The sequence below is a fragment of the Mariprofundus sp. NF genome (assembly GCF_013387455.1).
GTDB lineage: Bacteria > Pseudomonadota > Zetaproteobacteria > Mariprofundales > Mariprofundaceae > Mariprofundus.
Map to the genome: position 1 here is coordinate 166,765 of NZ_VWNC01000005.1, position 25,638 is coordinate 192,402.

Consider the following 25,638-nt stretch of genomic DNA (forward strand, 5'->3'; position numbering starts at 1 on the left):
GCATCAAACTGAACCACTCCAATAGCTTTTCGGATTAACTGAGTTTTAACATGGATGAGCTGCAAAGCTGGCAATATGTTGCTACGGCACTGATATTTGTCTGGACCGGATTTGTGCGCTCCGGCCTCGGCTTTGGCGGTGCAGCCCTTGGTCTGCCACTGCTTCTTCTGGTGGTTGATGATGCGCTTATCTGGCTGCCGTTGATCGGTGTGCACCTGCTCTTCTTCTCATCCATTACCCTTAGCTCCCGTTTCAATCATGTGAACTGGCACTATCTGAAAAAAGCCTTTGCCATCATGATTATACCGATGCTGATCGGGGTGTTCGGGCTGCTGACACTGCCTTCGAAGTGGGTGGTGGTGTTTGTCTATCTCACTACACTTTTTTATGCCTTATGTTATCTCTTTAAATTTGAGATCAGCAGTCATAAACCCTGGGTGGATTTCTCACTGCTGATCAGTGGCGCTTATGCTGCAGGTGTCTCACTGATCGGTGCCCCATTGATTGTGGCGGTATTCACCCAGCATGTGGCTAAGGATCAGCTGCGTAATACGCTGTTTGTGCTCTGGTTTATGCTGGTGGTGATTAAACTCTCCGTGCTGCTCTGGGCAGATGTCGACTTCTGGTGGTTACACCATCTCTGGCTGCTGCCGTGCGCAGCTATTGGCCATGTCATCGGCCTGAAAATGCACGACCACCTGATGGCTGGAGATGCCGCCACCTTCAAGCAGGCCATTGGCGGAGCTTTGGTTCTGATCTGTATCGTCGGATTGTTGCGTTAATTTGAGATTCACAGAAGGGTGCGCGCTTCTCATCAATAGTGATGAAGCTGACGTGTTAAAGATAGAAGAGGTAGTAAGTGGATATTGATCTGTGGCAAATGATGGGCTCACTGGCAGCACTGGCTTTTACCCTCGGTTTTGTGGATCAGCTTCGCATCACCTATAAAACGCGTGATGTGGATGGACTCTCCCGACTGCAGTGGATGGTGTTTGCTGCCGCATCGGCCACTTTCACCGCATACTACTCGCATCTGGATCAATGGCTGATGGTGGCTGTATCGGTTTTCGGTACAACGTGTTGCCTGCTGATACTGGTGATGATTTTCAAATATCATCGGGTAGATGGCTAGGGGACGTGCATGAAAAGTGCAATGGCGAAACATATTCTGGTCAAAACAAAGGATGAAGCTGAAAAGCTGAAACAGCGGCTGGCCAGGGGTGAAGATTTCGGCAAGCTGGCACGAAAGTATTCCACCTGCCCGTCAAAGAAGAGGGATGGTGATCTCGGTGAGATCTATCCGGGGCAGCTGGTTAAAACGATAGAGAGTGTCATCTTCAAACAGGCTCTGCTGAAAGTGCACGGACCGATCAAAACAAAGTTCGGCTATCATCTGGTGGTTGTCTATTTCAGAAATTAGCGTTAACAGCATCTGACTTATAATTAACCGTTCATAATGTGGGGTGGACGAATGATCGACTCTGTTTCATGATATTGGGTTATGGACGGGGAGAAAAAAGATAACTTAATAGAGCGGCTGGCTGGTTTTTTGCCTGCAACTTCTATTCTTGCCAGCCGTGAAGAGCTCGGCCCTTATGAGTGTGACGGGCTCTCTGTCTATCGCCAACTGCCTGCACTGGTTGTACTGCCAGAGACGGTTGAACAGGTCGCTGCAACACTCAAGCTCTGCCATGCAGAAAAGGTCGAAGTGGTGGCCCGGGGTGCAGGCACAGGTTTATCAGGTGGTGCCATGCCACTTGCCGATGCAGTGGTGCTTTCGCTGGCCAAATTCAATCAGATTCTCTCGATTAATTCGGATAACCGGACCGCTGTCGTACAGCCCGGTGTGCGTAACCTGGCAATCTCGCAGGCGGTTGATCATCTCGGTTTCTACTACGCTCCTGATCCAAGTTCCCAGATTGCATGTACCATTGGTGGTAATGTAGCCGAGAACTCTGGCGGGGTGCACTGCCTTAAATATGGGCTGACTGTACATAATGTGCAGGGGCTGAAGATGCTTAGCATGGAAGGTGAACTGATCGAACTTGGCGGCGCAGCACTCGATACACCGGGTTATGATTTTCTCGCCCTGATGCACGGCTCGGAAGGGCTGCTCGGGGTGATTGTTGAGGTGACTGTAAAATTGTTACCCAAGCCTGAAGTTGCACAGGTGGTGATGGCCGCCTTTGACGATATCGAAAAGGCTGGGCAGGGCGTTGCCGATATCATTGCGGCTGGCATCGTGCCGGCAGGACTGGAGATGATGGATCGCCTTGCGATTTCGGCGGCTGAGGCCTTTGCCCATGCAGGTTATCCCACCGATGCTGAAGCGATCCTGCTCTGTGAACTTGATGGCACACTTGAGGGGGTGGGCGATCATATTGCTGCTGTGCAGCAGGTTTTGCGTGAAGCTGGAGCCACAGCGATGAAAACCAGCGCCAATGAGGCGGAACGGCTGCAGTTATGGGCAGGGCGCAAGGCGGCGTTCCCGGCGGTGGGAAGACTTGCTCCTGACTACTACTGTATGGACGGCACCATTCCTAAATCGGCACTGGCGAATGTGTTGCGCCGCATCGCCGAGTGGTCTGAGGAGTACAATTTGCCGGTTGCCAACGTATTCCATGCAGGTGACGGCAATATGCATCCGTTAATCCTCTATGATGCCAACAAGCCGGGAGAGCTTGAGCGCACTGAAGAGTTTGGTGCAAAGATTCTGGAACTCTGCGTGGTCTCGGGCGGCAGCATCACCGGTGAACACGGTGTAGGCATGGAGAAGCTTGATTCGATGTGCGTGCAGTTTGGTGCGCTGGAGCTTGCCCAGTTCTTTGCTGTCAAAGATGCCTTCGATCCCGATCGTCTGCTTAATCCCGGTAAGGCGGTACCAACACTGCATCGCTGCGCCGAACTTGGCCGCATGCATGTCCACAACGGAGAGCTACCGCATCCGGAGCTGGAGCGTTTCTGATGAATGCTATTGAGGTCCGGCAGCAGATCGAACAAGCCTATAACGATTGTTCTCCACTCAATATTATTGGTGGCGGAACAAAGTCCTGGTACGGCCGCGAAGCTGTAGGTGAAGCGCTGAATGTTTCCGGTAATAGCGGCATTGTCTCCTACCAGCCGACAGAGTTGGTGATTACCGCAGGCGCAGGCACAAAGCTTGCCGAGATTGCTGATGCTCTGGATGGGCATCGCCAACGGCTGCCATTCGATCCACCATACTTTGGTGATGATGCAACCCTCGGCGGCACGATTGCCTGCGGTTTCTCAGGGCCGCGCAGGCCTTATGCAGGGGCATGCCGCGATTTTGTACTCGGTTGCCGCATGGTCAATGGTAAGGGTGAGGAGATGCGCTTTGGTGGCGAGGTGATGAAGAATGTCGCCGGATTTGATCTCTCAAGGGTGATGGCCGGTAGCCTTGGTACACTCGGCGTGTTGCTTGAGGTTTCGCTGAAGGTGTTGCCGCACAGGCAGGCTGAACAGACCCTGGCGATCGAAGCTGACTATCAGCGTGCAATCGGTCTGATGAACCGCTGGGCAGGCACGCCACTGCCGGTCACGGCCATGGCTGCAGATGGTGAGCGGATCTATTTCCGAATCTGTGGCACTGAATCGGCAGTTAGAAAATCAGCTGGTCTGATCGGTGGAGAGATTTACGAGGATGGCCTGCAGCTCTGGAAAGATATTCGCGAGCATCAACTACCTTTTTTCGACGGTCCGCGACCACTATGGCGTCTCTCCGTGCCGTCAGATGCTGAACATCCGCTGCTTGCTGACGCAAAAGATGCAGACTGGTTTATCGGTTGGGGTGGAGCACAGCGCTGGTTGATCTCAGATCTTCCTGCTGAGCAGATCTTTGCAGCTGCCTCTGCAGCCGGTGGCCATGCCACGCTATTTCGTGGCGGTGATCGAAGCGGGCAAGTGTTTGCACCACTGAGTGGCGGTCAGATGCTTCTGCAAAAGCGACTGAAAGCGGCGTTTGATCCTAAGGCGATCCTCAATCCCGGCCGTATGTACAGGGAAATATAGTGAGCAGGTCCTAGGATGCAGACGAAGATTCCAGCTGAGAAACTGGCCAGTGAAGCAGGTAGAGAGGCAGATCGTATTCTGCGCTCCTGCGTGCACTGTGGATTCTGCACCGCAACATGCCCGACCTACCAGCTGCTTGGCGATGAGTTGGACGGGCCACGCGGGCGCATCTACCTGATCAAGGAGATGCTGGAGAGCGGTAGCGTTACCGACAAGACACGTGACCATCTTGATCGTTGTCTCACCTGTCGCAGCTGTGAATCGACCTGTCCATCCGGTGTTGAATATGCCCATCTTCTCGATATTGGTCGTGAACTGTGTGAGGCGGGAACTGAGCGACCAATGGGTGAGCGGCTTCACCGTAAAGCTATGGTGGCCCTGCTTCCCAATCGGGCTCGTTTTTCATTGTTGCTTAAGGGGGCATCTCTTATTAAACCACTGCTGCCAAAGCGGTTGAAAGCTTCGCTTCCATCTGTTTCTCAGACCCCGCTGAATTGGCCGCAGCTCAGGCATGAGCGCAAGGTGTTGTTGATCGAGGGGTGTGTGCAGCCGGTGCTTGATGCGGGCATCGACCGTGCTGCGGCTATTGTCCTGGATCGGGCAGGGATTTCGGTGCAGCGCACAGGCATGGCCCAGTGTTGCGGGGCGCTGGAGCATCATCTGAATGCAACCGATGCCGCACATAAACGTATGCGTAGCAATATCGACCACTGGTGGCCTTATCTTGAAGCAGGTGTAGAGGCGATCATTTCTACTGCAAGTGCCTGTGCCCTGCAGCTTAAAGAGTATGGCTACCTGCTGCGTAACGATCCGGCATATGCAGAGAAGGCAAAGCAGATTTCAGCACTAACTGCTGATATTTCTGAATTGATAGCCAGGCAGGAACTGCCTGCAACAAATGGTGATGGTGAGAAAATCGCTTTCCACGCGTCATGTACGCTACAGCATGGCCAGAAGCTGAGCGGTGTTGTCGAGGCGATCCTTAGCAAAGCAGGCTATGAGCTTGTAGCTGTCAATAACAGCCACCTCTGCTGCGGTGCAGCTGGAACCTATACGCTACTGCAACCTGAGATTGGCGAGGCGCTGAGTATGAATAAAATAGAGTCACTTGAGGCAGGGCAACCAGCTCGCATTGCCACGGCCAATATCGGCTGCATGAAACAGATAGAGGCTGGCAGCGAGATTCCGGTGGTACACTGGATTGAGTTGCTGGCTGAGTTGTACGAAAAACCACAAACAGATAGAGGGTGATGCAGGCGAATATTTTTTCTAGTCTGTAGCCAGCCAAATAGAGAGGTAGAACATGACAACATCATTTTATCCACCACAACGCACGCTGATGGGGCCCGGCCCTTCGGATGTAAATCCGCGAATATCCCAGGCGATGGCGAGGCCAACCATCGGCCATCTCGATCCGATGTTTGTTGCTATGATGGATGAGATGAAGGAGTTGCTGCAGTACGCCTTCCAGACTGAGAATCAGTTGACCATTCCAGTCTCCGCACCCGGTTCTGCCGGCATGGAGACCTGCTTCGTCAATCTAGTCGAACCCGGTGATACAGTGATTGTCTGCCAGAACGGTGTTTTTGGTGGTCGCATGAAAGAGAATGTCGAACGCTGTGGTGCTACTGCTGTGATGGTACAGGATGAGTGGGGCAGGGCGGTCGATGCCAACAAACTTGAAGATGCACTTAAAGGACATCCGGAGGCGAAGGTGGTTGCCTTCGTACATGCTGAAACTTCAACCGGCGCATCCTCGGATGTGAAAACACTCGTGGAGCTGGCACATCAATATGACTGCCTGACCATCGTTGATACGGTCACCTCGCTCGGCGGTACCGAGCTGCGTGTCGATGCGTGGGGCGTGGATGCGATCTACTCCGGCACCCAGAAGTGTCTGTCCTGTGTTCCGGGCCTGTCGCCTGTTTCGTTTAATGAGCGCGCTATTGAGGTGATCAAAGGGCGTAAATCGCCGGTGCAGAGCTGGTTCCTCGATCTGAATCTGGTGATGGGTTACTGGGGGCAGGGTGCCAAGCGCGCTTACCACCATACCGCCCCGGTTAATACCCTCTATGCACTGCATGAGTCGCTGGTGATTCTGCAGGAGGAGGGGCTGGAGAACTCATGGACCAGACATCGCCTGCATCACAATGCACTGAAGGCAGGCCTTGAAGCGCTGGGGCTCTCATTTGTGGTGCCTGAGGCGGAGCGGCTGCCCCAACTTAATGCCGTAACTATTCCCGATGGTGTTGATGATGCCGCAGTGCGTGGTGCTCTGCTTAATGACTATAATCTTGAGATCGGGGCAGGGCTTGGGCCTATGGCAGGCACGGTATGGCGTATCGGACTGATGGGTTATGCCGCACGCAAGGATAATGTGCTGAAATGTCTGGCTGCACTTGATGAGGTGCTAGGCCGGGTAGATGCACCGGTGAACAATGGTGTTGCTGTAGCCGCAGCGCTGGCCGCGTACGAATAATAAAGATATGCCCGGGGTATATATTGCCCTGGGCATGCTTCAATATTGATTGGTTTTCAGTCCTGAATTACCTGTCGTAAACCTTTTTCATAGCCGTATCACGCAGTAGCTTGGCAAACGCAGGGTATTGGCTGCAAGCGGCATCAATGGTTTCAGTTGGAAACAGAATGGCCTCTACTTCACCAACGGCAATGACATCAGCTACAGGTGGGCTGATCTTTGACATTGATACCTCACCGGCGGTATCACCAGCCTGCTGCCTGTCCACTTCGGTACCATTGGAGATCACTTTCACACTTCCCGAAATCAGCAGGAATAGCGATCTGTTTTCACCATTCTCTTCGATCAGTTTTTCATCGGAGCTGAATGTTGTAATGGTGCTGTGATCAGCCATCAGAGCTAAACCTTCGGCAGGCAGAGGGGCAAAAAGGGGGTTGCCCTTCATCAATGTTATAGTGTTTGCCGTATCAATCATATCAGACCCCTGTTTCAGAATCGCAACACTCTAGAGATCAATTAGGGATGTGCACCTTTTGATTATGAAGGTGGATTGTTTGCATTAAAAAAAGCAGATTTGCGCTACTTCTACTATTAAGGAGCTCCATTATCACTGTTTGCCTCTCTCTCTCTGAGCTAGCTGATGCCTGATCAACTGATACATATTCTTTCACCACAGGTGGCCAACCAGATCGCTGCCGGTGAAGTGGTGGAGCGTCCTGCCTCTGCAGTCAAAGAGCTGGTGGAGAACTCACTTGATTCCGGTGCCAGCAGAGTTGTTGTGCGCATCACTGGCGCAGGCAAAAAGTCGATTGTGATTGAGGATGACGGCTGTGGCATGAGTGCTGCGGATGCCGAACTGGCACTGCAGCGCCACGCCACCAGTAAAATTGAGAGCTCGGAAGATCTGCATCTGATCGCCAGCCACGGCTTTCGCGGAGAGGCGCTGCCTTCGATCGCTTCGGTTTCACGTTTTCGTATGCAGACGGCTCTGGCAGGCAGCAGTGAAGGGGTTGAGGTGCGCGTAGATGGTGGTGGCACTACCGAGGTGCGTCCGGCCCCGCCTCGCAAAGGCACCCGCATCGAGGTGCTTGATCTCTTTCTCAACACACCTGCACGGCTGAATTTTATGCGCACCGACAAAACCGAGGATGCCGCGATTGTTGAGGTGTTCCGCTCACTGGCCCTGGCCAATCCATCGGTGGCCATGCTGCTGGAGCTTGATGGTCGCAAACGTTTTGATTTTTCACCACAGGATGAGCGATCGCGCGTGATGGCGATTCTGGGTGGTGATTTTGCCGACAATAGTATCGAGATGGCTATCGAACATGAGGGGATGCAGATCTCCGGCCATCTGGGTTTGCCGACATTCCACCATCGCGACTCCACGCGCATGCTGTTTATGGTCAATGGGCGTGTGATTCGCGACAAACAACTACTGGCAGCCGTGCGTGCAGGTTACCGCGATGTGATGTTCCATGACCGCTATCCTGTGGCAGTGATCAGCATTGAGATCGACCCGGCGGATGTTGATGTCAATGTACATCCGGCCAAGCGCGAGGTGCGCTTCAGATCGCCGCAGGCTGTTCGGGCAGGGGTGATATCCTGCATTCGTGCCGCGATTGAACAGTTCGGAAAATCCGTTTCATCTACAACTACCGATCAGGCGATGCGTTCGATGCAGTATGGAGGGGGGGCAACAGGTGCAGCTTCTTCGGGTGGCGGTATGCCACGTTTTGCATCCGGTGATTTCAGACCTCCATCATCGACATCAATGCCGAGAGATGTGCAATCCATGCTTTTCTCTTCTCCACGGGTTGCGGAACCTGCTTCGGAGTATGGCATGAATGGGCAGCCTGACTTGGGTCATCCGCTGGCCCAGATTCACCGCTGTTACATTCTGGCTCAGACCGAAGCGGGTGTGATCCTTGTTGATCAACATGCGGCACACGAGCGCATGACCTACGAAAAATTAAAGAAGCAGCTGGCGGGTAAAAAAGTATCCAGTCAGAAGCTGTTGACCCCTGAGTCACTACAGACTGATGGAAAAACGGCGGCCTGGCTGCATGAACACGCCGAAGAGCTGCAACCCTTTGGTGTGGAGCTTGAGATTAGTGGTGATGAGCTGTTTCTGATTCGTGCTGTGCCAGCCATGCTGGTGCGCGAACCGGCTGTCGAACTGGTAGCCGAGCTTGTAGAGAGCATCATGCTGATCGGGGCTGACTCTGAAGCTGATGGTCGCGGACTGGGGCGCATTCTTGAGCGCTGGTTGGGTAATCGCGCCTGTAAAGGTTCAATTAAATCCGGTCGCCTGCTCTCCCATGAGGAGCAGGAGGCGCTGCTGCGCGAGATGGAGCTCACCCCCAATATCGCCCAGTGTAATCATGGTCGCCCCACCTATGTCAGTCTGTCGCTCAATGATCTGGATCGTCTGTTTGGAAGGAAAGAGTAGTGCATCTTGATCCGGTGATTCTGGTGATCACCATTGTGCTGTTTTTCTCCATGCTCATGGCTTATGTCGCGATGCGGGTGAAGTTACCGATTGTGGTCGCTTATATTCTTACCGGCATTGTTATCGGACCTTCCGGGTTTGCTGTGATTGAAGATCATGATCTGGTTACACGTATTGGTGAGATAGGTGTGATCATGCTGCTCTTTTTTGTCGGTATGGAGGTCTCTATTCCGCGCCTGATGCAGGGTTGGAAGGTGGCCTTTGTCGGCACCAATATTCAGATTATTATCAGTGTTGTTGCCTGTGTTGGCCTGGCTCTTATTTTTGATATGAGCTGGCAGCAGGGTGTGCTCTACGGTTTTATTATCAGCCTTTCCAGTACTGCCGTTGTTTTGAGGATGTTGCAGGACTCCGGAGAGCTGGAGCTGCCAATGGGGCAGAGTGCGCTGGGTGTATTGCTTGTTCAGGATATGGCGATCATTCCGATGATGATCATCCTCAGTATGCTTGGCAGTGGTGATGATATCTCGGTTTCAGGCATTGCTGTGCAGGTGGCTGGTGGTGTTGCCATCCTTCTATTTGTCTTCTGGCTGATGCGTAGTAATCGTTTTCATATACCTGAGGCGCTGTTGGGCAGTTATGAGCACCGGATGATGCTTGGCCTGCTCCTCTGTCTCGGTTCTGCTTCGCTGACCGGCTGGCTGGGCCTCTCTCCTGCATTGGGTGCTTTTCTGGCCGGGGTGCTGCTGGCTTCCTCAGATCAGTCCAAATGGGTGCATGAACATCTAGGTCCGGTACAGGTCATATTTATGGCGATGTTTTTTCTCTCTGTCGGCATGCTTGTCGAGATCGAGGTGCTGCTGGCGCACTGGCAGTTGGTGCTGGGCGCCACACTGCTGGTCTTTATGTTTAATGCAGGTACTAATGTTTTTGTTATGAAGGCGCTGGGAGAAGATTGGGAGTCATCACTGATCACTGCCGGTCTGCTCAGTCAGATCGGAGAGTTCTCATTTCTGCTGGCTGCTGTCGGCATGCATGTGGCCTTGATCAATGAAGCCCAACACTCGATGACTGTGCTGGTGATTGCACTGACCCTAATGTTAAGCCCGTTATGGCTGTCGATCATTAAACGTTTTGCCCGAATGAGGGGTGTCATATGAAGGCGGTAAAACATTGAACAGAGCTAATGAAGTGAAATTGTCAGCCGTTGCATTGATGGGCGCTACAGCTACGGGTAAGTCGTCGCTGGCGCTTCAGGTGGCTAAAGCAGCGCAGAGCTCGATTATCTGTTGTGACTCGATGCAGCTCTATCGCGGGCTGGATATAGGCACAGCCAAACCAACTGCCGATGAGCGTAGTGAAGTAAGCCACTTTCTTGTCGATTGCTGTGAGTTGCCTGATCACTATTCGGCAGCACGCTGGGCCGAAGAGGCGCGGCTGAAAATCGCCAGCGAAAATGCGGCGGGGCGCATACCGCTGATTGTCGGTGGTACAGGGCTCTATCTTAAAGCGCTGCTGGAAGGTTTTGCCGATATTCCTGATGAGAAGCCGGAGATACGTAAAAAGTTTGAGATGATGCACTGGGTAGAGGGTGTTGAAGGATTGTATGGCTACCTGCAGCAGCATGATGCGGTGATGGCGGAGCGGCTGAAGGCCGGTGATAGCCAGCGTATTATGCGTGCCCTCTGTGTGCTGGAGAGTACGGGACGTTCACTGGCTGATTGGCAGGCAGAGGCCTCTGCTCAGGTGGTGGCGATCGACTGTCCGGTGTTTGTGCTTGATGTTGAGCGTGAGATTCTGCGCCAGCGTATTGCTGACCGTTTTCAGTTGATGATGGAGAAAGGCTGGCTGGACGAGGTTCGCTGGTTAGCAGGTTTGAATCTTGTTGATACCCACCCTGCGATGCGGGCGGTGGGATACCGGCAGTTGCTTGATCATCTCAAGGGTGAATTGACGCTGGAGAAAGCGATCAGTGATGCTGTCACAGCCACACGGCGATATGCCAAGCGGCAGGTGACCTGGTTTAACCACCAGACACCTGATGCTCTGCATGGCAGTGCGGATCAGTTGCAAGAAAAAATCATGGAGCAGCTACAGAATAGATGAGTGTTGAACGATGAGTGTTGAGATGAACGATACCCAGCAGGCACCGGATGTTGCTATCTGTGTGCACCCGGAGCTAGCCAGTAGACGCATTGGTGATTACGCATGGAAGGCGCGTGCTGAAGAGTTTATCCGTCTTGTTGAGAGTAGTAGTTGTGAACTGGTGAACTCCTTTCGTTTTGGCGTGCGCAGGGCGATTCCCGGCACACTGCTCGGTTCAGGTCAGGTCGAAGAGATACGTCTGCAGGTTGAGATACATGAAGCTGTCGTGGTGTTTGTGGATCATCCGCTCTCACCGGTACAGCAGCGTAATCTGGAGAAGGCGTGGAATGCCAAGGTGGTGGATCGTACCGGTCTTATTCTGGAGATTTTCGCATCACGGGCCCGCACCCGTGAAGGTGTATTGCAGGTGGAGCTGGCCAGCCTGAACTATCAGTTGGGACGACTGGTGCGCAGCTGGACCCATCTGGAGCGTCAGCGTGGTGGCTTTGGTTTTATGGGTGGTCCGGGTGAGCGTCAGATTGAGCTGGATCGGCGTATGATCCGGGTCAAGATCCGGTCACTGGAGAAGGATCTTGATAAGGTGCGTCAGATGCGTGCGACGCAGAGGGCAGGGCGGCTGAAGAAGGATATCCCCACCGTTGCACTGGTGGGTTATACCAATGCCGGAAAATCGACACTTTTCAACTATTTGACCCAATCAGGTGTCTATGTCGCAGATCAGCTGTTTGCCACGCTTGATCCGACCTTGAGGCTGCTGGAGCTTCCCGGTGGCCTGCGGTTGATGCTCTCTGATACGGTGGGTTTTGTGCAGGAGCTGCCACATGAGCTGGTTGATGCCTTTCGTGCCACCCTTGAAGAGGTGATCGAGGCTGATCTGATTCTGCATGTGCGTGATGCTGCTGATCCGATGCTGGCTGAACAGGCCAAGGTGGTTGATGAGACACTGGAGCAGCTTGGTCTGGTTGGCGATCTGGCGCCACCTATACTTGAGGTGATGAACAAAAAGGATCTGGCTCCCGGATTGCAGAGTTTTCGGGCAGAGACAGTGGCAGGCAGTCGCATCGCCCTCTCAGCTATTACCGGTGACGGGGTGGATGAGTTGATTGAGCTGCTCTCTGACTGGTTGAAACAGGAGATGCATGAGCTGCATCTGAAGTTTGATCTCTCTGATGGTCGCTCGCTCGCCTTCTGTTACCAGCACGGTTCCGTGCTCTCCAAATCCGTGGATGAGTCGGTCATTGATGTGGTGGTGCGCATGAATCCTGCTGATGCCGGGCGTCTTGTACTTGATGGAGAGCTGCACCGATTGCAGTAGCAAAATCGGCTCTACAGCCGATTGATCACATGAGTGATCACATAGGTGGAAGTCGAAGGTGACGTAACAGCTTCGATTCGCCATAATACGCGCCCCGAATTCCTCATGAGTCGGGAGTAGCGTAAAAAGGGGTGTGATAACACTGCCTTTTTTCTTATTTTTCAGGAGTTTTCATGTCCGATCGCAGTCAGTTTTTTAATGCCCCGCTTGCTGATACAGTGGTTAAAGATGCCATTGCAGCCGAGCTAGGTCGCCAGCAGCACACACTGGAGCTTATCGCCAGTGAGAATATTGTTTCCCGTGCCGTGATGGAGGCGCAGGGCTCTGTGATGACCAACAAATATGCCGAAGGTTATCCTGGACGTCGTTACTACGGTGGTTGCGAGCATGTTGACGTGGTTGAAGCCCTGGCGCAGCAGCGTGCCTGTGAGCTGTTTGGCGTGAAATATGCCAATGTGCAGCCGCATTCAGGTTCTCAGGCCAATATGGCTGTGTTTATGGGGCTGTTGAACCCCGGTGATACCATCATGGGTATGGATCTCTCTCACGGAGGTCACCTGACCCACGGTTCACCTGTAAACTTCTCCGGTCGCCTCTATGAGGTTGTCGCTTATGGTGTTCGCAAGGATAACGAACTGATCGATTACGATGTCATGGCGAAGATGGCAGAGGTTCAGCGCCCTAAGATGATCATCGGTGGCGCATCAGCATATGAGCGTGGTTTCGATTTTGCCCGTATGCGCGAAATTGCTGATTCCGTAGGTGCGATCCTGATGGTGGATATGGCGCATTATGCAGGCCTGATCGCTGCCGGTGTCTATCCGAGCCCGGTAGGTCATGCGCATGTGATTACCACCACTACCCATAAAACCCTGCGTGGTCCACGCGGCGGCATGATTCTGACCGACGATGCGGAGATCTATAAAAAGATCAACTCGCGTATATTCCCCGGCATTCAGGGTGGTCCGTTGATGCATGTCATTGCTGCCAAGGCTGTGGCTTTTGGCGAAGCACTCGGTGAGCAGTTTAAAGCTGATCAGAAACAGGTGATCGCCAATGCACGCGCACTGGCAGCAACCCTGACTGAGGGTGGCTTGCGTATTGTCTCCGGCGGTACCGATTGTCATATGTTCCGTGTTGACGTGCGTCCACAGGGGATCACCGGCAAACAGGCTGAAGAGGCTCTGGAAGCGGCAGGCATTACCACCAACAAGAACACTATTCCGTTTGATCCTGCATCACCGTTTGTCACCTCCGGTATCCGTATCGGTGCTTCTGTGGTGACTGCCCGTGGTATGCTGGAAGCTGATGCAGCCCTGATTGGTGAGATGATTCTCAAGGTATTGAATGCACCCGAAGATGCAGCTGTACATGCAGCCGTATTTGAAGATGTGCGCAAACTGACTGACCGTTTTCCGATTTACGAAGATTAAGAGATATCGTCGCTGTCAGTAGTTGATCTGAATGTATTGCCCTTATTGTGCCAATGATGATACCCGCGTGGTGGATTCTCGTGTCGTAGAAGATGGTGCCGCGGTGCGCCGCAGGCGTGAGTGTGAGTCATGCGGCAAACGCTTTTCCAGTTTTGAACGTGCCGAGCTCAAGCTGCCGCTGGTGGTGAAGAAGGATGGTGCACGACAGGCATTCAGTATCGGTAAAATTCATTCCGGTATGCAGAAGGCGCTGGAGAAACGGCCGGTTTCGGCTGAGGCGCTGGAGAAGGGTGTCAATGCGGTGCTGCGGGCGGTGCAGGAGCAGGGTGAGTCGGAGATTGCGGCTCAGAGCGTTGGTGATTTTGTCATGGAGCAGTTGCGCAGGCTTGATGGTGTGGCCTATGTGCGTTTTGCCTCTGTGTATAGAGAGTTTAAAGATGTGGATGATTTTCTGGCGGCGGTAAAAACCGTAGTTGGAAAGAAGGAGTAGAGATGTCTGTAAAGATTGCAGTGTTGCCCGGTGATGGTATCGGAAAAGAGATCGTCGATGAGGCGTTGAAAGTCCTTGAGGTGCTTAACCGCAGCTTCGGCCTTGATGCCAGCTGGGAAGAGGGAACGATTGGTGGTGTCGGTTACGACGTGGCCGGTGATCCCTATCCGGAGGCAACCCAGAAGCTGGTCAAGGCATCGGATGCGGTACTGCTTGGTGCTGTAGGTGGCCCGAAATGGGAACCACTGGACAAACCTCTGCGTCCTGAAGCCGGACTACTGCGCATTCGCGAAGATCTCGGTCTGTTTGCCAACTATCGTCCAGCCAAGGTGTTTGAGCAGTTGGTGAATGCTTCAACCCTTAAACCTGAAGTGATCAGCGGTGTTGATATTCTGGTGGTACGTGAACTGGTCTCCGGTATCTATTTCGGTCAGCCACGCGGCATTGAAGAGCTGCCCAACGGTGAAAAACGTGGCTTTAACACGCTTGCCTACAAAACCTCCGAGATTCAGCGCATCGCCCGCAAGGCTTTTGAGGCGGCACGCCTGCGCTCCAACCGGGTCTGCTCGATTGATAAGGCCAATGTGCTTGAAGCCACTGAATACTGGCGTGAAGTGGTGACTGAACTGCATGCTGCTGAGTATGCTGATGTCGAGCTCTCACACATGTATGTGGATAATGCTGCCATGCAGTTGATCCGCAATCCCAAGCAGTTTGATGTGATTGTAACGACCAATATGTTTGGCGATATCCTCTCTGATGAGGCCTCCATGCTGACCGGCTCTATCGGTATGCTGCCATCGGCTTCGATTGGTGTGGAGTATGCCATGTATGAGCCGATTCATGGCTCTGCCCCTGATATCGCCGGCCAGAACAAAGCCAATCCGCTGGCAACGATTCTCTCAGTATCGATGATGTTACGTTTCTCATTGGATCGCGCTGATCTGGCCGACAAGATTGAACAGGCGGTGGAGAATACCCTCAATGCAGGTGTGCGCACCATTGATCTTGCTGATGGTGGGGCATTTGTTAGCTGTTCCGGCATGGGTGATGCCGTATGTGAAGCACTGGAGGCTCTGGCGTGAGCGAGCAATTTCTGCCGAAAAAAGATGAGGGATATGTTGTTGCAGTAGTCGGAGCAACCGGCGCGGTCGGTCAGACCATGCTGGAGATTCTTGCTGAGCGTAACTTCCCTGTAGATGAGCTCTTTCCGGTGGCATCCAGCCGCAGTGCCGGCTCTACCATTGAGTTCAAAGGTAAAGAGTACGTTGTTCAGGATCTGGAAACTTTTGATCCGAGCGGTGTCGATATTGCACTCTTCTCAGCAGGTGGTGGCACATCAAAAGAGCATGCGCCGCGTTTTGCAGCGGCTGGCTGTTATGTGATTGATAACTCCAGTGCCTGGCGCATGGATGAAGAGATCGCTCTGGTTGTGCCGGAGGTGAATCCGCATGCGCTGGAGATGGCGCGTGAGAACAAGATTATAGCCAATCCCAACTGCTCAACCATTCAGATGGTTGTAGCGCTGCAACCGCTGCATAGGGCAGTACCGATCAAACGTGTTGTGGTGACGACCTATCAGGCGGTTTCAGGTGCTGGCGGTAAAGCCATTGATGAGCTGGCCAAGCAGACCATGCAGTTGCTCAGCAGCAAGAGCGCGGAAGTGAATGTTTTCCCTGCCCGCATCGCTTTTAATGTGATTCCACAGATCGATGTGTTTATGGACGATGGTTACACCAAAGAAGAGCGCAAAATGATGGATGAGACGGTGAAGATCATGGAATCTGAGATCGCCGTCACAGCAACGACGGTTCGTGTGCCTGTATTCTACGGCCATTCGGAAGCGGTAAACATCACCTTTTCCGCTCCGATGGATGCCGAGAGGGCACGTCAACTGCTTGCCGATGCCGAAGGTATCTGTGTGGTTGATGATCCATCTGCAGAGGACTATCCGATGCCGAGTGAGGCTGCCGGCACTGATCCGGTCTGGGTGGGCCGAATTCGTAACGATGATTCCTGTGCGAATTCTTTGCATTTATGGGTTGTTGCCGATAATGTACGTAAAGGTGCGGCTCTAAATGCTGTACAGATAGCGGAAATTCTGATTCGTCACTCTTAGGAGAATAGCTCCTGTGAGATGATGGAGGGGCGCAAAATGATTCAAGTAAAGCATATCTTTCGGCTGGTCTGTTTGGCTGTTGCGCTACTGATGGCGGGTGGCGCATATGCCGCATCCCTTGAAAAGATTGAGGTTAACTCACGTCTGAGTGAACCGTTTTTTGCTGAAATCCCTCTTACACTGGATGCCAATGAACTGGTCTCCAAGCTGTATGTCGAAATTGCGGCAGCTTCTGATTACAAGATTTTCGAGGTTTACCGTGATCCTGAGCTCAGCGCTATTCGTGCTGATCTTGAGAGTGATGCCCGTGGTGTGCGTGTTAAGCTCACGTCACGCACCGCTATTAAAGCCCCGTTTTTTAATCTGATCATAAAAATCCGTCATGGTCGCGTGGCCAATTTCAAAAAATATCCAGTCTTCCTTGAGGCACCGAAAACTGTTGTTCAGGCTGCAGAGAAGCCGCCGGTTCCGACTGTTCATGAAGTAACACCGATGGACAGCTCTGTGACCGAACAGGCCTCAGTGGCTGCCACTGAAGTTGAAGCGGCACCGGCTGTTGCCGATGTTCAATATTTTGAAGGCTGGGCCAGAACCGCTCGTTACGGCCCGATTGTTCGTGGTGATATGCTCTCCACAGTTTCTCAGCGTCTGCGTGTTGATCAGCGATATACAATGTCGCAGGTGATGGCTGCTCTGTTTGAGAAGAACAGGTCTAAATTTGATAAAGGTAATATGAACCTGCTGATGAAGGGTCGTTTCCTTGATGTGCCGACAGCAACTGAGGTTGAGTCAATTTCAGCCAAAGATGCATACAAGCTTTTTACCGAGCATGAAAAACAGTGGAAAGAGCTGAACAGGCAGCCACGTTATGCGGCAGAAGCAGAAGTTCAGCGTACCCGCTACTCCAAGCGTGTACGTATGGGTGAACAGGCTGATGGTGTAGCCGCTGCACCGGTGGCAGTAGCCACTGCCGAGATTGCAGAGGAGAAAGCAGCCGATAGTGGTGACGGAACGACTGCACAGGATGGTGCTGAATCAGGAATAGTTGATCAGCAGCCTGCGCTTGCGGTTGATGAGAGTGCTGCCAAAGCCATCGCTGAAACGACTGCGCTGCTGGCTGAACTGCAGAAACAGAATGAGCTGTTGCAGCAGAAGCTTGAGCAGAGCGAGCAGAGTATTGCTGCACTGAGTCAGAAGGTTGATCAGGCTGCTACGGCCGCATCTGATGCCAATGTGAAACGTTTGGAAATACTGATGGCCCGTATGCAGGGCGAACTTGAAAAAGCAAAGGCCCAAACCGCCGCCCAGCAGGATGCCGGTGCCATGGATTGGGTGATCTGGCTGCTGATTGCACTGGTGGTTGTTTTACTGATAGTGGTTGTGTTGCTGATGCGCAGAGAACCTGCTCACCCGTCTGCTGCAGTAGTTGAGCCTGAGATTGAAGAGAAAGCTTCTGTCGGAGAGCCGCAACAGGCCACAGCAAGCTTGGATATTGAGCCTGAAACAGCGCAACAGCCACCTGCTGAAACGAAACAGGATGAACCTGTTGCAGAAACGGCTGCTCAGAAAGCCGTTGATGCTGTTGAAGAAGAGTCCGACCTGTTTGATTCGATCGACAATTTCCCTGATGAGTTAACCGATACCGACACGGCTGAAATGGTGCCGTTTGATTTCGGTTCAATGGAAGATGCTGATCCTAATGTTGACTACCTCTCTGAGGCGGATGTCTATATCCGTTATGGTATGGAAGATGAGGCACTGCAGCAGCTTGATCTGGCGCTGCGTTTGAACGGAGACAATTCGGATGCACATATCCGCAAGGCAGAGTTGCTGTTTGCCAAAGGTGACGCTGGACTCTTCAATCAGGCCAATATTGCTGCGCTGGCTGCGCTTAGCGGGGCCGGACTGGCAGCGTATAAAACAGCGACAAGCTCGTTCTCAGCTCTGGCTGATGAGCCCGTGGTGGTTGAAGCCTCCGAGGCAGACCAGCTGCAGGGTGATGACGTCGAAATTGGCACAACAGAAGAGGTTGAATCAGCAGATGGACCAACGCTCGATTATGATTTCTCAGGACTGGATGACCTTGATGACGATATAGCCAAGGCCGCTGCAGCTGCTCCGGAAGAAACAGGTGAATCCCAGAGTGCCGATGATAATGATTTTGCGGAGATGGACTGGTTGCATGATGCTTCCTTCGAGGATGAGGTTGAGGGTGCTGCGACCAATGAAGAAGATCTTGCCGGTCAAACCATTGCACTGACAGCTGCAGATGGTGAAACCCAGATGATCGACTCCATTCTGGACGATTTCGAAGCTGCAGAGTCAACGGGCATCTCTCTGGCTGATGATGAGATTAACAGTGAGCAGCCGCTGGGGCTTCTGCCTGATGATGAAGGAACACTGGATCTGGAAGCCATAGGTGCAACGCAGGAGCTGGATAACCTGCTCAATGCCTTTACTGAAGAGGGCGATGAGGAGTCACCTGCTGAAACAGCATCGGATGAAGCTTCAGATAGTGAGAGTCTTGATTTTGAGCAGGAGGTAACTGCTACACAGCATCTGGACAGTCTACTTGGTGAATTCAGTGATGATGACGGCATGTTTGACGGTGAAGAGGAGATTATTCCAGCCACGGCTACTGAATCCTCTGAAGATGAGGAACAGTTTGGCGCGACCCAGCATCTGGATGTGCTGATGAGTGAATTTTCCGACAGCGATGAGCAAATGAGCGGCGTTGATTTTGAAGCGCTGACTCCTGCTGCTGTTGAAGAAAAGGGCCCTGCAGAGGGTGAAGAAGACCCTGAAGCTACCCAGCAGCTTGATCACCTTCTTAGTGCATTCTCAAGCCTTGAGGATGAGACACCTGAAGCGAGTGAAGACCCCGGCGCTACCCAGCAGCTTGACCATCTGCTTGGCTCATTCGCAAATCAGGATGATGAGCCGACTGCCAGTGCCGTCCAGAGGCCAGCTTCATTCGCTACTCAGGAGAGTGATTCATCTGTTTCGAGTGAAGATCCGGGTGCTACCCAGCAGCTTGATCATCTGCTTGGCGAATTTTCCGCCTTTGGTGATGGAGAGTCTTCCGAGGATGATTTTGAGGGCCTCTCTTTTGATAAGGTTGATCATCTCAGTGAAGATACAGATGAGATCGAAGTGGATCACTGTGCAACACAGGAGCTTGATCATCTGCTCAGCGAGTTCGCTGATGACGACGATGAGGATGATAAGGATAAAAGCGCCTGAATCAGATTTGAGGCGCACCTAAATTATGGCTGATACCAGTCTGTTTTACACTCTGCATCCGATTACCCGCGTTCTGCTTGCTCTGGCTCTGCTTATGCTGGCCAGTACGACCACTTCAACTGCTTATGGACTGATAGTGCTGTTGATCGCATGCCTCTCTGTTCGCGCCATCGATAAACAGTGGGACAGGGTAGGGCGCTCTTTCGGCTTGTTACGCTGGTTTATCATTCCGATTATTCTTCTTCACCTCTGCTTTTCACCCGGACAACTGATGCTACCGGGATGGGCTCTACCTTTTACATGGGAGGGATTGCAGCTGGGTCTGCAGCTATCCGTGCATCTGGCAGCCCTGTTTTTTGCAGCGATTGTCATGTTTCTTGCACTCAGACGCAGTGAATGGATTCAGCTCTTACTGCTGTTGCCATTTTTCAGCAGCTCTGCCATCACCTATCTGGTGATGATGGCGCCACTGCGTTCAAGTGTTGGCGAGCTACTGCAGGCATTTCGAAGTCGCTGGCAGCTGCGCAGATCATGGCAGCAGCTGCCTGTTATGCTTGTATCGACCTTCAGCACTGCCTTAGCCCTGGCAGAAGTGCAATCACAGCAGTTATGGTTACGCTGGCCCTCATCGGCTGACAGCCAGTTTCATGCAACCTCTCAGGCAGCTGCTTCCAGCCTGACTGTTAATCTGCTCTGCCTCTCTGTTGCTGTTTCTGGCCTGGGGGTTGCATGGCAGATGTAGAGATACAGAAGCAACGCATCGCTATGGCAATCGAGTTTGATGGCCGCGTGTTTCATGGTTGGCAGCAACAGGATAATGCCACTTCCGTGCAGGCTGAGCTGCAGGCCGCCCTATTGGCTGTAGAGGGTGAAACTGTTGTGACGGTTGCTGCAGGCCGCACTGACAGCGGTGTGCATGCAGAAGCACTCCTGGTTCATGCTGATGTCTCATCAGCGCGCTGGCAGCGCTCTCATCTGGCCTATCTGCATGGTCTCAACAGCAGGCTGCCGGATTCGATAAGGGTTGTCGGTGTACGTGCTGTTAAAGCAGATTTTCATGCCCGCTTTGATTGCCGGGGGCGAACCTATCGATATCTGATATCAAATCGCAATACGCTCTCTGCACTGCATCGCTGGCGCTACTTCTGGGTGCCCAGAGCGTTGAATCTGGAGGCGATGCAGGAGGCTGCTGCGCACTGTATTGGCAGGCATGATTTTTCATCGCTGCGTGCTTCCGGTTGTCAGGCCGCGCATGCCATTCGTACAATGAGCAAGGTGGATGTCAGTAGAGATGGTTTTGCTATCTCCATTGAGGTGGCTGGCGATGGTTTTCTCTATCATATGGTACGCAATCTGGTGGGTAATCTGGTCGAAGTAGGTCTTGGAAAACAGACGCCTGAGCAGTTTCGGGAGCTGTTGGCTCAGCAGGACAGGAGCAGAGGCGCTGCTACGGCACCTGCGCACGGGCTCTATTTTATCGATGCCCTATATGATGATTTCAGCGCTTCTGATCTGATTGGTAAAAGCTAGGAAAACGCTGATTTGTTGAGCAGCTCCCTAGATTTGGATTGCATCAGGTCAGCTCACCAGCCACTGCTTTAGCTATGCCCGCTTTCATTCGCTCAATGGTAATCGGTTTATTCATCAGGGTAACACCATAACTTCCGGCCTGCTGTAGCTGTTCATCTTCTCCGAAGGCGGTAACCATAAGAATGGGGATTTTCGGATCACGCTTTCTGATCTCCTGCACCAGCTCCAGTCCATCTTTTCCAGGCATGCGAAAATCAGTGATAATAAGATCAAAATGAGATGATGGGTCTGTAAACAGTGTGAGGGCTGAATCAACTGATTCGACAGCCTCTGCATCATGACCCAGACGGGTGACAATGGCGTTGTGGACTTTGAGGATATCAGGCATGTCATCAACCAGAAGAATGCGCTGAGAAGTAGTCTCTTCAGGTTGCTTTACAGTTGGCGGTGTGACTACTGTTTGTGCAATCACAACCTTATTTTCTGTCATATAAGAGGGGATGCAGATGCGAACGGTGGTCTGCTGCTCTCCGGCCGGTGATGAGATATCGATTTTACCCTGATGCAGTTTAACAATGCGTTGCACCATGGTCAGGCCAAGGCCTGAGCCACCCTGATCTGCCCTTGAGGTCCAGAAGGGTTTGAAAACACGATCAATATTCTCTTCGCTGATCCCTTCGCCGTTATCTGAGACGGTGATGCAGAGCTGTTTTTGATCCGCTTGCTGATTATCTTCACTGCCGATATTGACCTCGATAAGACCTGAGTCGCTGATCGCCTGCATGGCGTTATTAATCAGATTAAGCAGAATCTGTTCAATCTCGATAATTTCGATCTCAACATCCGGTAGTTCATCCTCAATCCTGCTGACCAGTCGGATATTGTGAGGCAGCTGCAGACGGGCCAGTCCGATAATGTTTTCCAGTGGCTGCAAAAGTGCCGAACCTTGAGTGCGGTTGTGGCTCTGATTACGCTCACTGTTTCTGCTCAGCTTCAACAGGTGGGTAATAAGATCACTGCCGCGCTCACCGGCCTCAATAATGGATTCGATCTGCTGTTTTTCAACAGGGTCGGAGCAGTTCATCTGCACCACTTCAGCATTGCCGATCATATTGGTCAGCACATTTCTGAAGTCGTGCACAATGCCGGCGACGAGCGTGGACATGTAACCCTGCCTGTGCACGGCCTCCATCTGCTCCTGCAGCGTTTCCCGCTCAGTAATATCAAGCAGGAAACAGACACCGATCCAGCGCTCCTGCCAGCGCATGCGGATGGCAGTGGCCATCAGTTTGATGATACGTCCGGATGCATCCATGCCTCGCAGGTAGGTTGTGGATGGCTGTTGAACGCTACCGTCTGCTTCATCACGAAATGCACTGCGGCAGAACTTGATCATCTCATCACTATCTTCGGGCAGCACAAGTCTGTCGGCAGGCTGATCCAGAATATCGGCCTGAGCGTTTTGAAAAAGCTGAACCATCGCTTCATTGGCATAGAGAATTTGTGGAGCCCGTTTGGCATCGAGTTCAAAGGTGAATACTGGCAGGGGGCCCCTGTCGATGAGCTGAAACGAGCTCTGCTCCGCGGCATTTTTTTCGTAGATTGCCTTTTCGACCTTCTTTACGATCAGATAGGCGTAAAAAGGTACGGCAAGCAGCGTGAATATCTGCCAGTAGAGCAGCGTATAATCGATCGGAAGCTGTAGCGTGTAATGACCATAGGCGGTTGAACATAACATGCCGATAAGGCATGAAGCCTGGGCATAGATAAGCATCGGATTACCAAAACGCAGGCCATTGCCGATAATGATCGGCAGCAGCATAAAGTAGACGCCGCTGGAATGACCGCCATCAATGAGCATACCGAAGGTGACAATAAGCACATCCAGCAGCGGATAGAAAAGTGAGCCAATCAGGGCGAAGGGGCGCTTGCGCAGGCTGATCAGTGCGGCGGCATTGAGTATAAAATAGAGGGCAGCGAAACTGAGCGCCTCTACCTTGTAGTATGTGAAATAATCACCATGCAGGATCACATAGGTGAGACTGGCGATGGTCAGTAGTATGCGCGCTTTGGTCTGCTGAAGCTGCAGTTCAGCCAGCGGTTTGTTGCCCGTATAGGCTTCATTCTGCAACCATGTTGCGATGCTGTTGAAGTTTAACATGAGCCCTCCACTCACTGGATTTGTTTCGAACAGGAGATGGATCGGCCTGCTCCCATGTTTACGAGTGTAGTTTTAATTGATGCTCCTGCAAGGCGAGACGGCATCAATAACAATTTTGGCGTACTTTTCCGGTCATCCTTGATATGGTTCGCGAACCGATCGGGTTCTGTTTATTCGTAGATCGGCTGATTCAGGAGTGAAACGTGTTATATGTAGCTGTTCGGGCCGCCAGACGGGCCGGTGATCTGATTGCCAGGGCATTTGATGAGCGTGATAGCTTTACAGTGCATCAGAAAACAGATCGGGATTATGTCACCGATGTGGATCAGCGTGCGGAAGCACTGATCCTCAGAGAGATAACCCAGCACTATCCCGAGCACGGCATTGTTGCTGAAGAGTCGGATAAGCGGGTGAATCCCGAGGCCTCAATCCAGTGGTATGTTGACCCTCTGGATGGAACCACCAACTTTATTCACGGTTATCCCCATTTTGCTGTCTCTATCGCGGCATGGAAAGATGGTAAACCACTGCTGGCAGTGGTTCATGATCCGATTCGTGATGAGACCTTTGAGGCAAAGAATGGTGGCGGTGCTTTTGTCAATCGCCGTCGTCTGCGTGTCACCAATGAGAAGCGTCTGGGCCATGCACTTTTTGCTTCAGGTATGCCATCTTACCAGCGGGAGCATATCGATCTGTTTCAGAAGCGTATGGATGGCTGCATGCGTGCCATGGATGGTTACCGTCGCGGCGGCTCAGCTGCCCTTGATCTCGCCTATGTGGCGGCAGGACGTCTGGATGTTTACTGGGAAGCGGGTCTGAGACCCTGGGATATCGCAGCAGGTTACCTGCTGGTGCAGGAGGCCGGTGGTCTGGCTACCGATCTTGCCGGTGCAAGCATCGATCTAGAGAAGGGTGATATTCTTGCATCCAATCCGCATCTGCACAGAGACGTCAGCAAACTGATCAACATCACCTGATTCGTTATCAGTCCACTTTCTCAGCGCTATTGACCACGATATTCGTGTTTATTTAGCGTTCATTCGTCCCCCAGGGGATACTCTTTACCTGATGGTTCGTTTTTTAATGGCCTTCCCGCTTAAGCAGTAGATACATGCCCAAGCCTCCAAATACGAGTGTGGGTAACCAGGCCGCATAGGCCGGGGATATATGCTCGTTTGCGGCCAGCAGGTAACCTGCATTGCCGATAACATAAAACAGCAGCCCCAGTGATATGGCGGTGATAATGCCCCATGAGACTCTACTGTTACGACTGCCGGTATGCAGGCAGAGCGCTGTTGCAAGAATCACCATCAACAGACTTGCCAGAGGTGCAGCGATTTTTCTGTGCAGCGCGTAGGTGTAGGAGCCGGTGGTCAAGCCGGCATGTTCCAGATCTGCAATGTAGTGGTAGAGCTCGGAGAACTCCATGTGTCGGGGTTTGGGCAGTTCGGCAGTCTCCGGCCCGACATTCGAGTCAAGAATCAGGCTGTCGAGATGTTCATGCAGCGTACCCTTTTCAGGCGAAGGGGTGGTGATATGAACATCTGTGAGTTGCCACTGCTGGTTGGCATAGCTGGCGCTGGCGGCATCAATGCGTTTGAGCCAGCCCCCCTCAGCATCAGTCTCAATCACAACCATGGTAAAACGGCCCTCTTTCAATGGCATCAGGCGGTAAAATTGCTGCCCGTCTTTGAGCCACTGCACACCCTGATTGGCACTTTGCTGCTGTTTGATATGCACATTCTCAATAACATCCAGTCGTTTGTTGGTGACAGGTGTGATCCACTCTCCGACAATAAAGCTTAACGTTGCGGCGAGAAGGGCGACTGTAAGCAGAGGCATCAGCAGCTTATTGATGCCCAGTCCTGCGGCGCGAATGGCAACCATCTCATGGTTGCGGGAGAGCTCGATCAGATAGATGCTGGCACCGATCAATACGATAATCGGCATAAACTCATTGATCATAAATGGAATTTTCAACAGCAGGTATTCGATCATCAGGCCGCCGTCCAGACCGTGACCGAGGTAACGGGCTTTATCGAAGCTTTCAATAATCACATAGATAGAGAGCAGCGCTGCCAGTGTGACAAAAGAGCGGCTAATGCAACCGGAGAATATCCATCGGAAGATGACAGGCATCTGCCAAGACTATGCATGCATGAGTGATTGTGAAAGTGGGTAGTGAAAAATATCCTGAGATGCAGGGGTAGGGGGCTGATTATCCTTTGTGATAGGAAAAACCCCTATTGATGGAGTCGATGTCGTCCGATTGCGCTAGCTGCTC

22 protein-coding genes are annotated in these 25,638 nt (G+C 52.4%); 19 read left to right on the forward strand and 3 right to left on the reverse strand.

Annotation, left to right across the window (positions count from 1 at the left end):
• The first annotated feature begins 50 nt into the window (after nt 1-50).
• The 7 genes from F3F96_RS08895 to F3F96_RS08925 all read left to right on the forward strand — a co-directional run bounded on the left by F3F96_RS08895 (nt 51) and on the right by F3F96_RS08925 (nt 6,508).
• A complete protein-coding gene (locus F3F96_RS08895; protein WP_176962907.1) occupies nt 51-782 on the forward strand; it encodes a TSUP family transporter in 732 nt (243 codons plus the stop codon).
• Nucleotides 783-859: 77 nt separating this feature from the next.
• Nucleotides 860-1,132: a hypothetical protein gene (locus F3F96_RS08900; RefSeq protein WP_176962908.1), complete on the forward strand. Its 273-nt coding sequence runs from the start codon at nt 860-862 to the stop codon at nt 1,130-1,132.
• Nucleotides 1,133-1,141: 9 nt separating this feature from the next.
• Complete coding sequence (locus tag F3F96_RS08905) at nt 1,142-1,420, forward strand: peptidylprolyl isomerase (protein WP_176962909.1); 279 nt, start codon at nt 1,142-1,144, stop codon at nt 1,418-1,420.
• Between the two features lie 81 nt (nt 1,421-1,501).
• Entirely contained in the window at nt 1,502-2,965 is a 1,464-nt protein-coding gene (locus tag F3F96_RS08910) for an FAD-linked oxidase C-terminal domain-containing protein (protein WP_176962910.1), read from the forward strand.
• A complete protein-coding gene (glcE, locus tag F3F96_RS08915) occupies nt 2,965-4,029 on the forward strand; it encodes a glycolate oxidase subunit GlcE (RefSeq protein WP_176962911.1) in 1,065 nt (354 codons plus the stop codon). The genes F3F96_RS08910 and glcE overlap by 1 nt, the downstream gene beginning before the upstream one ends.
• A gap of 15 nt (nt 4,030-4,044) precedes the next feature.
• Nucleotides 4,045-5,280 carry a glycolate oxidase subunit GlcF gene (gene glcF, locus F3F96_RS08920; protein WP_176962912.1) on the forward strand — a complete coding sequence of 412 codons (1,236 nt, stop codon included), beginning with the start codon at nt 4,045-4,047 and terminating at the stop codon, nt 5,278-5,280.
• A gap of 52 nt (nt 5,281-5,332) precedes the next feature.
• Nucleotides 5,333-6,508, forward strand: coding sequence for an alanine--glyoxylate aminotransferase family protein (locus tag F3F96_RS08925; RefSeq protein ID WP_176962913.1), 1,176 nt, complete (start codon nt 5,333-5,335; stop codon nt 6,506-6,508).
• A gap of 67 nt (nt 6,509-6,575) precedes the next feature.
• Here F3F96_RS08925 and F3F96_RS08930 read toward each other — a convergent pair whose 3' ends face one another.
• Complete coding sequence (locus tag F3F96_RS08930) at nt 6,576-6,983, reverse strand: cyclic nucleotide-binding domain-containing protein (RefSeq protein WP_176962914.1); 408 nt, start codon at nt 6,981-6,983, stop codon at nt 6,576-6,578.
• Nucleotides 6,984-7,148: 165 nt separating this feature from the next.
• Here F3F96_RS08930 and mutL point away from each other — a divergent pair, with 165 nt between their 5' ends.
• The 11 genes from mutL (at nt 7,149) to truA (ending at nt 21,193) form a co-directional block, all read left to right on the forward strand.
• The gene (gene mutL, locus F3F96_RS08935) at nt 7,149-8,957 is read left to right on the forward strand and encodes a DNA mismatch repair endonuclease MutL (RefSeq protein ID WP_176962915.1); all 1,809 of its coding nucleotides are present in this window, start codon (nt 7,149-7,151) and stop codon (nt 8,955-8,957) included.
• Nucleotides 8,957-10,117 (forward strand): cation:proton antiporter, encoded by a 1,161-nt coding sequence (locus F3F96_RS08940; protein WP_176962916.1) that lies wholly within the window; start codon nt 8,957-8,959, stop codon nt 10,115-10,117. Before mutL ends, F3F96_RS08940 begins: the two co-directional genes overlap by 1 nt.
• A gap of 13 nt (nt 10,118-10,130) precedes the next feature.
• The gene (miaA, locus tag F3F96_RS08945) at nt 10,131-11,063 is read left to right on the forward strand and encodes a tRNA (adenosine(37)-N6)-dimethylallyltransferase MiaA (RefSeq protein ID WP_241697745.1); all 933 of its coding nucleotides are present in this window, start codon (nt 10,131-10,133) and stop codon (nt 11,061-11,063) included.
• A gap of 10 nt (nt 11,064-11,073) precedes the next feature.
• Nucleotides 11,074-12,378 (forward strand): GTPase HflX, encoded by a 1,305-nt coding sequence (hflX, locus tag F3F96_RS08950; protein WP_176962917.1) that lies wholly within the window; start codon nt 11,074-11,076, stop codon nt 12,376-12,378.
• A gap of 173 nt (nt 12,379-12,551) precedes the next feature.
• Nucleotides 12,552-13,811 (forward strand): serine hydroxymethyltransferase, encoded by a 1,260-nt coding sequence (gene glyA / locus F3F96_RS08955; protein WP_176962918.1) that lies wholly within the window; start codon nt 12,552-12,554, stop codon nt 13,809-13,811.
• Between the two features lie 31 nt (nt 13,812-13,842).
• Entirely contained in the window at nt 13,843-14,301 is a 459-nt protein-coding gene (gene nrdR / locus F3F96_RS08960; protein ID WP_176962919.1) for a transcriptional regulator NrdR, read from the forward strand.
• Nucleotides 14,302-14,303: 2 nt separating this feature from the next.
• On the forward strand, nt 14,304-15,386 hold the full coding sequence (leuB, locus tag F3F96_RS08965) for a 3-isopropylmalate dehydrogenase (RefSeq protein WP_176962920.1): 1,083 nt from the start codon (nt 14,304-14,306) through the stop codon (nt 15,384-15,386).
• The gene (locus F3F96_RS08970; protein WP_176962921.1) at nt 15,383-16,420 is read left to right on the forward strand and encodes an aspartate-semialdehyde dehydrogenase; all 1,038 of its coding nucleotides are present in this window, start codon (nt 15,383-15,385) and stop codon (nt 16,418-16,420) included. Before leuB ends, F3F96_RS08970 begins: the two co-directional genes overlap by 4 nt.
• A gap of 36 nt (nt 16,421-16,456) precedes the next feature.
• Nucleotides 16,457-19,663 (forward strand): FimV family protein, encoded by a 3,207-nt coding sequence (locus tag F3F96_RS08975; protein WP_176962922.1) that lies wholly within the window; start codon nt 16,457-16,459, stop codon nt 19,661-19,663.
• A 25-nt stretch (nt 19,664-19,688) separates the two neighbouring features.
• Entirely contained in the window at nt 19,689-20,405 is a 717-nt protein-coding gene (locus F3F96_RS08980; RefSeq protein ID WP_176962923.1) for a hypothetical protein, read from the forward strand.
• Complete coding sequence (truA, locus tag F3F96_RS08985) at nt 20,393-21,193, forward strand: tRNA pseudouridine(38-40) synthase TruA (RefSeq protein WP_176962924.1); 801 nt, start codon at nt 20,393-20,395, stop codon at nt 21,191-21,193. The genes F3F96_RS08980 and truA overlap by 13 nt, the downstream gene beginning before the upstream one ends.
• Before the next feature lie 43 nt (nt 21,194-21,236).
• Here the strand turns inward: truA and F3F96_RS08990 are convergent, their stop codons facing one another.
• The gene (locus F3F96_RS08990; RefSeq protein ID WP_176962925.1) at nt 21,237-23,354 is read right to left on the reverse strand and encodes a PAS domain-containing hybrid sensor histidine kinase/response regulator; all 2,118 of its coding nucleotides are present in this window, start codon (nt 23,352-23,354) and stop codon (nt 21,237-21,239) included.
• A gap of 203 nt (nt 23,355-23,557) precedes the next feature.
• Between F3F96_RS08990 and F3F96_RS08995 the strand changes: the two genes are divergently transcribed.
• Nucleotides 23,558-24,331, forward strand: a complete 774-nt coding sequence (locus F3F96_RS08995) for an inositol monophosphatase (RefSeq protein WP_176962926.1) — start codon at nt 23,558-23,560, stop codon at nt 24,329-24,331.
• Nucleotides 24,332-24,434: 103 nt separating this feature from the next.
• Here F3F96_RS08995 and lptG read toward each other — a convergent pair whose 3' ends face one another.
• A complete protein-coding gene (lptG, locus tag F3F96_RS09000; protein WP_176962927.1) occupies nt 24,435-25,493 on the reverse strand; it encodes an LPS export ABC transporter permease LptG in 1,059 nt (352 codons plus the stop codon).
• Nucleotides 25,494-25,638: the final 145 nt, after the last annotated feature.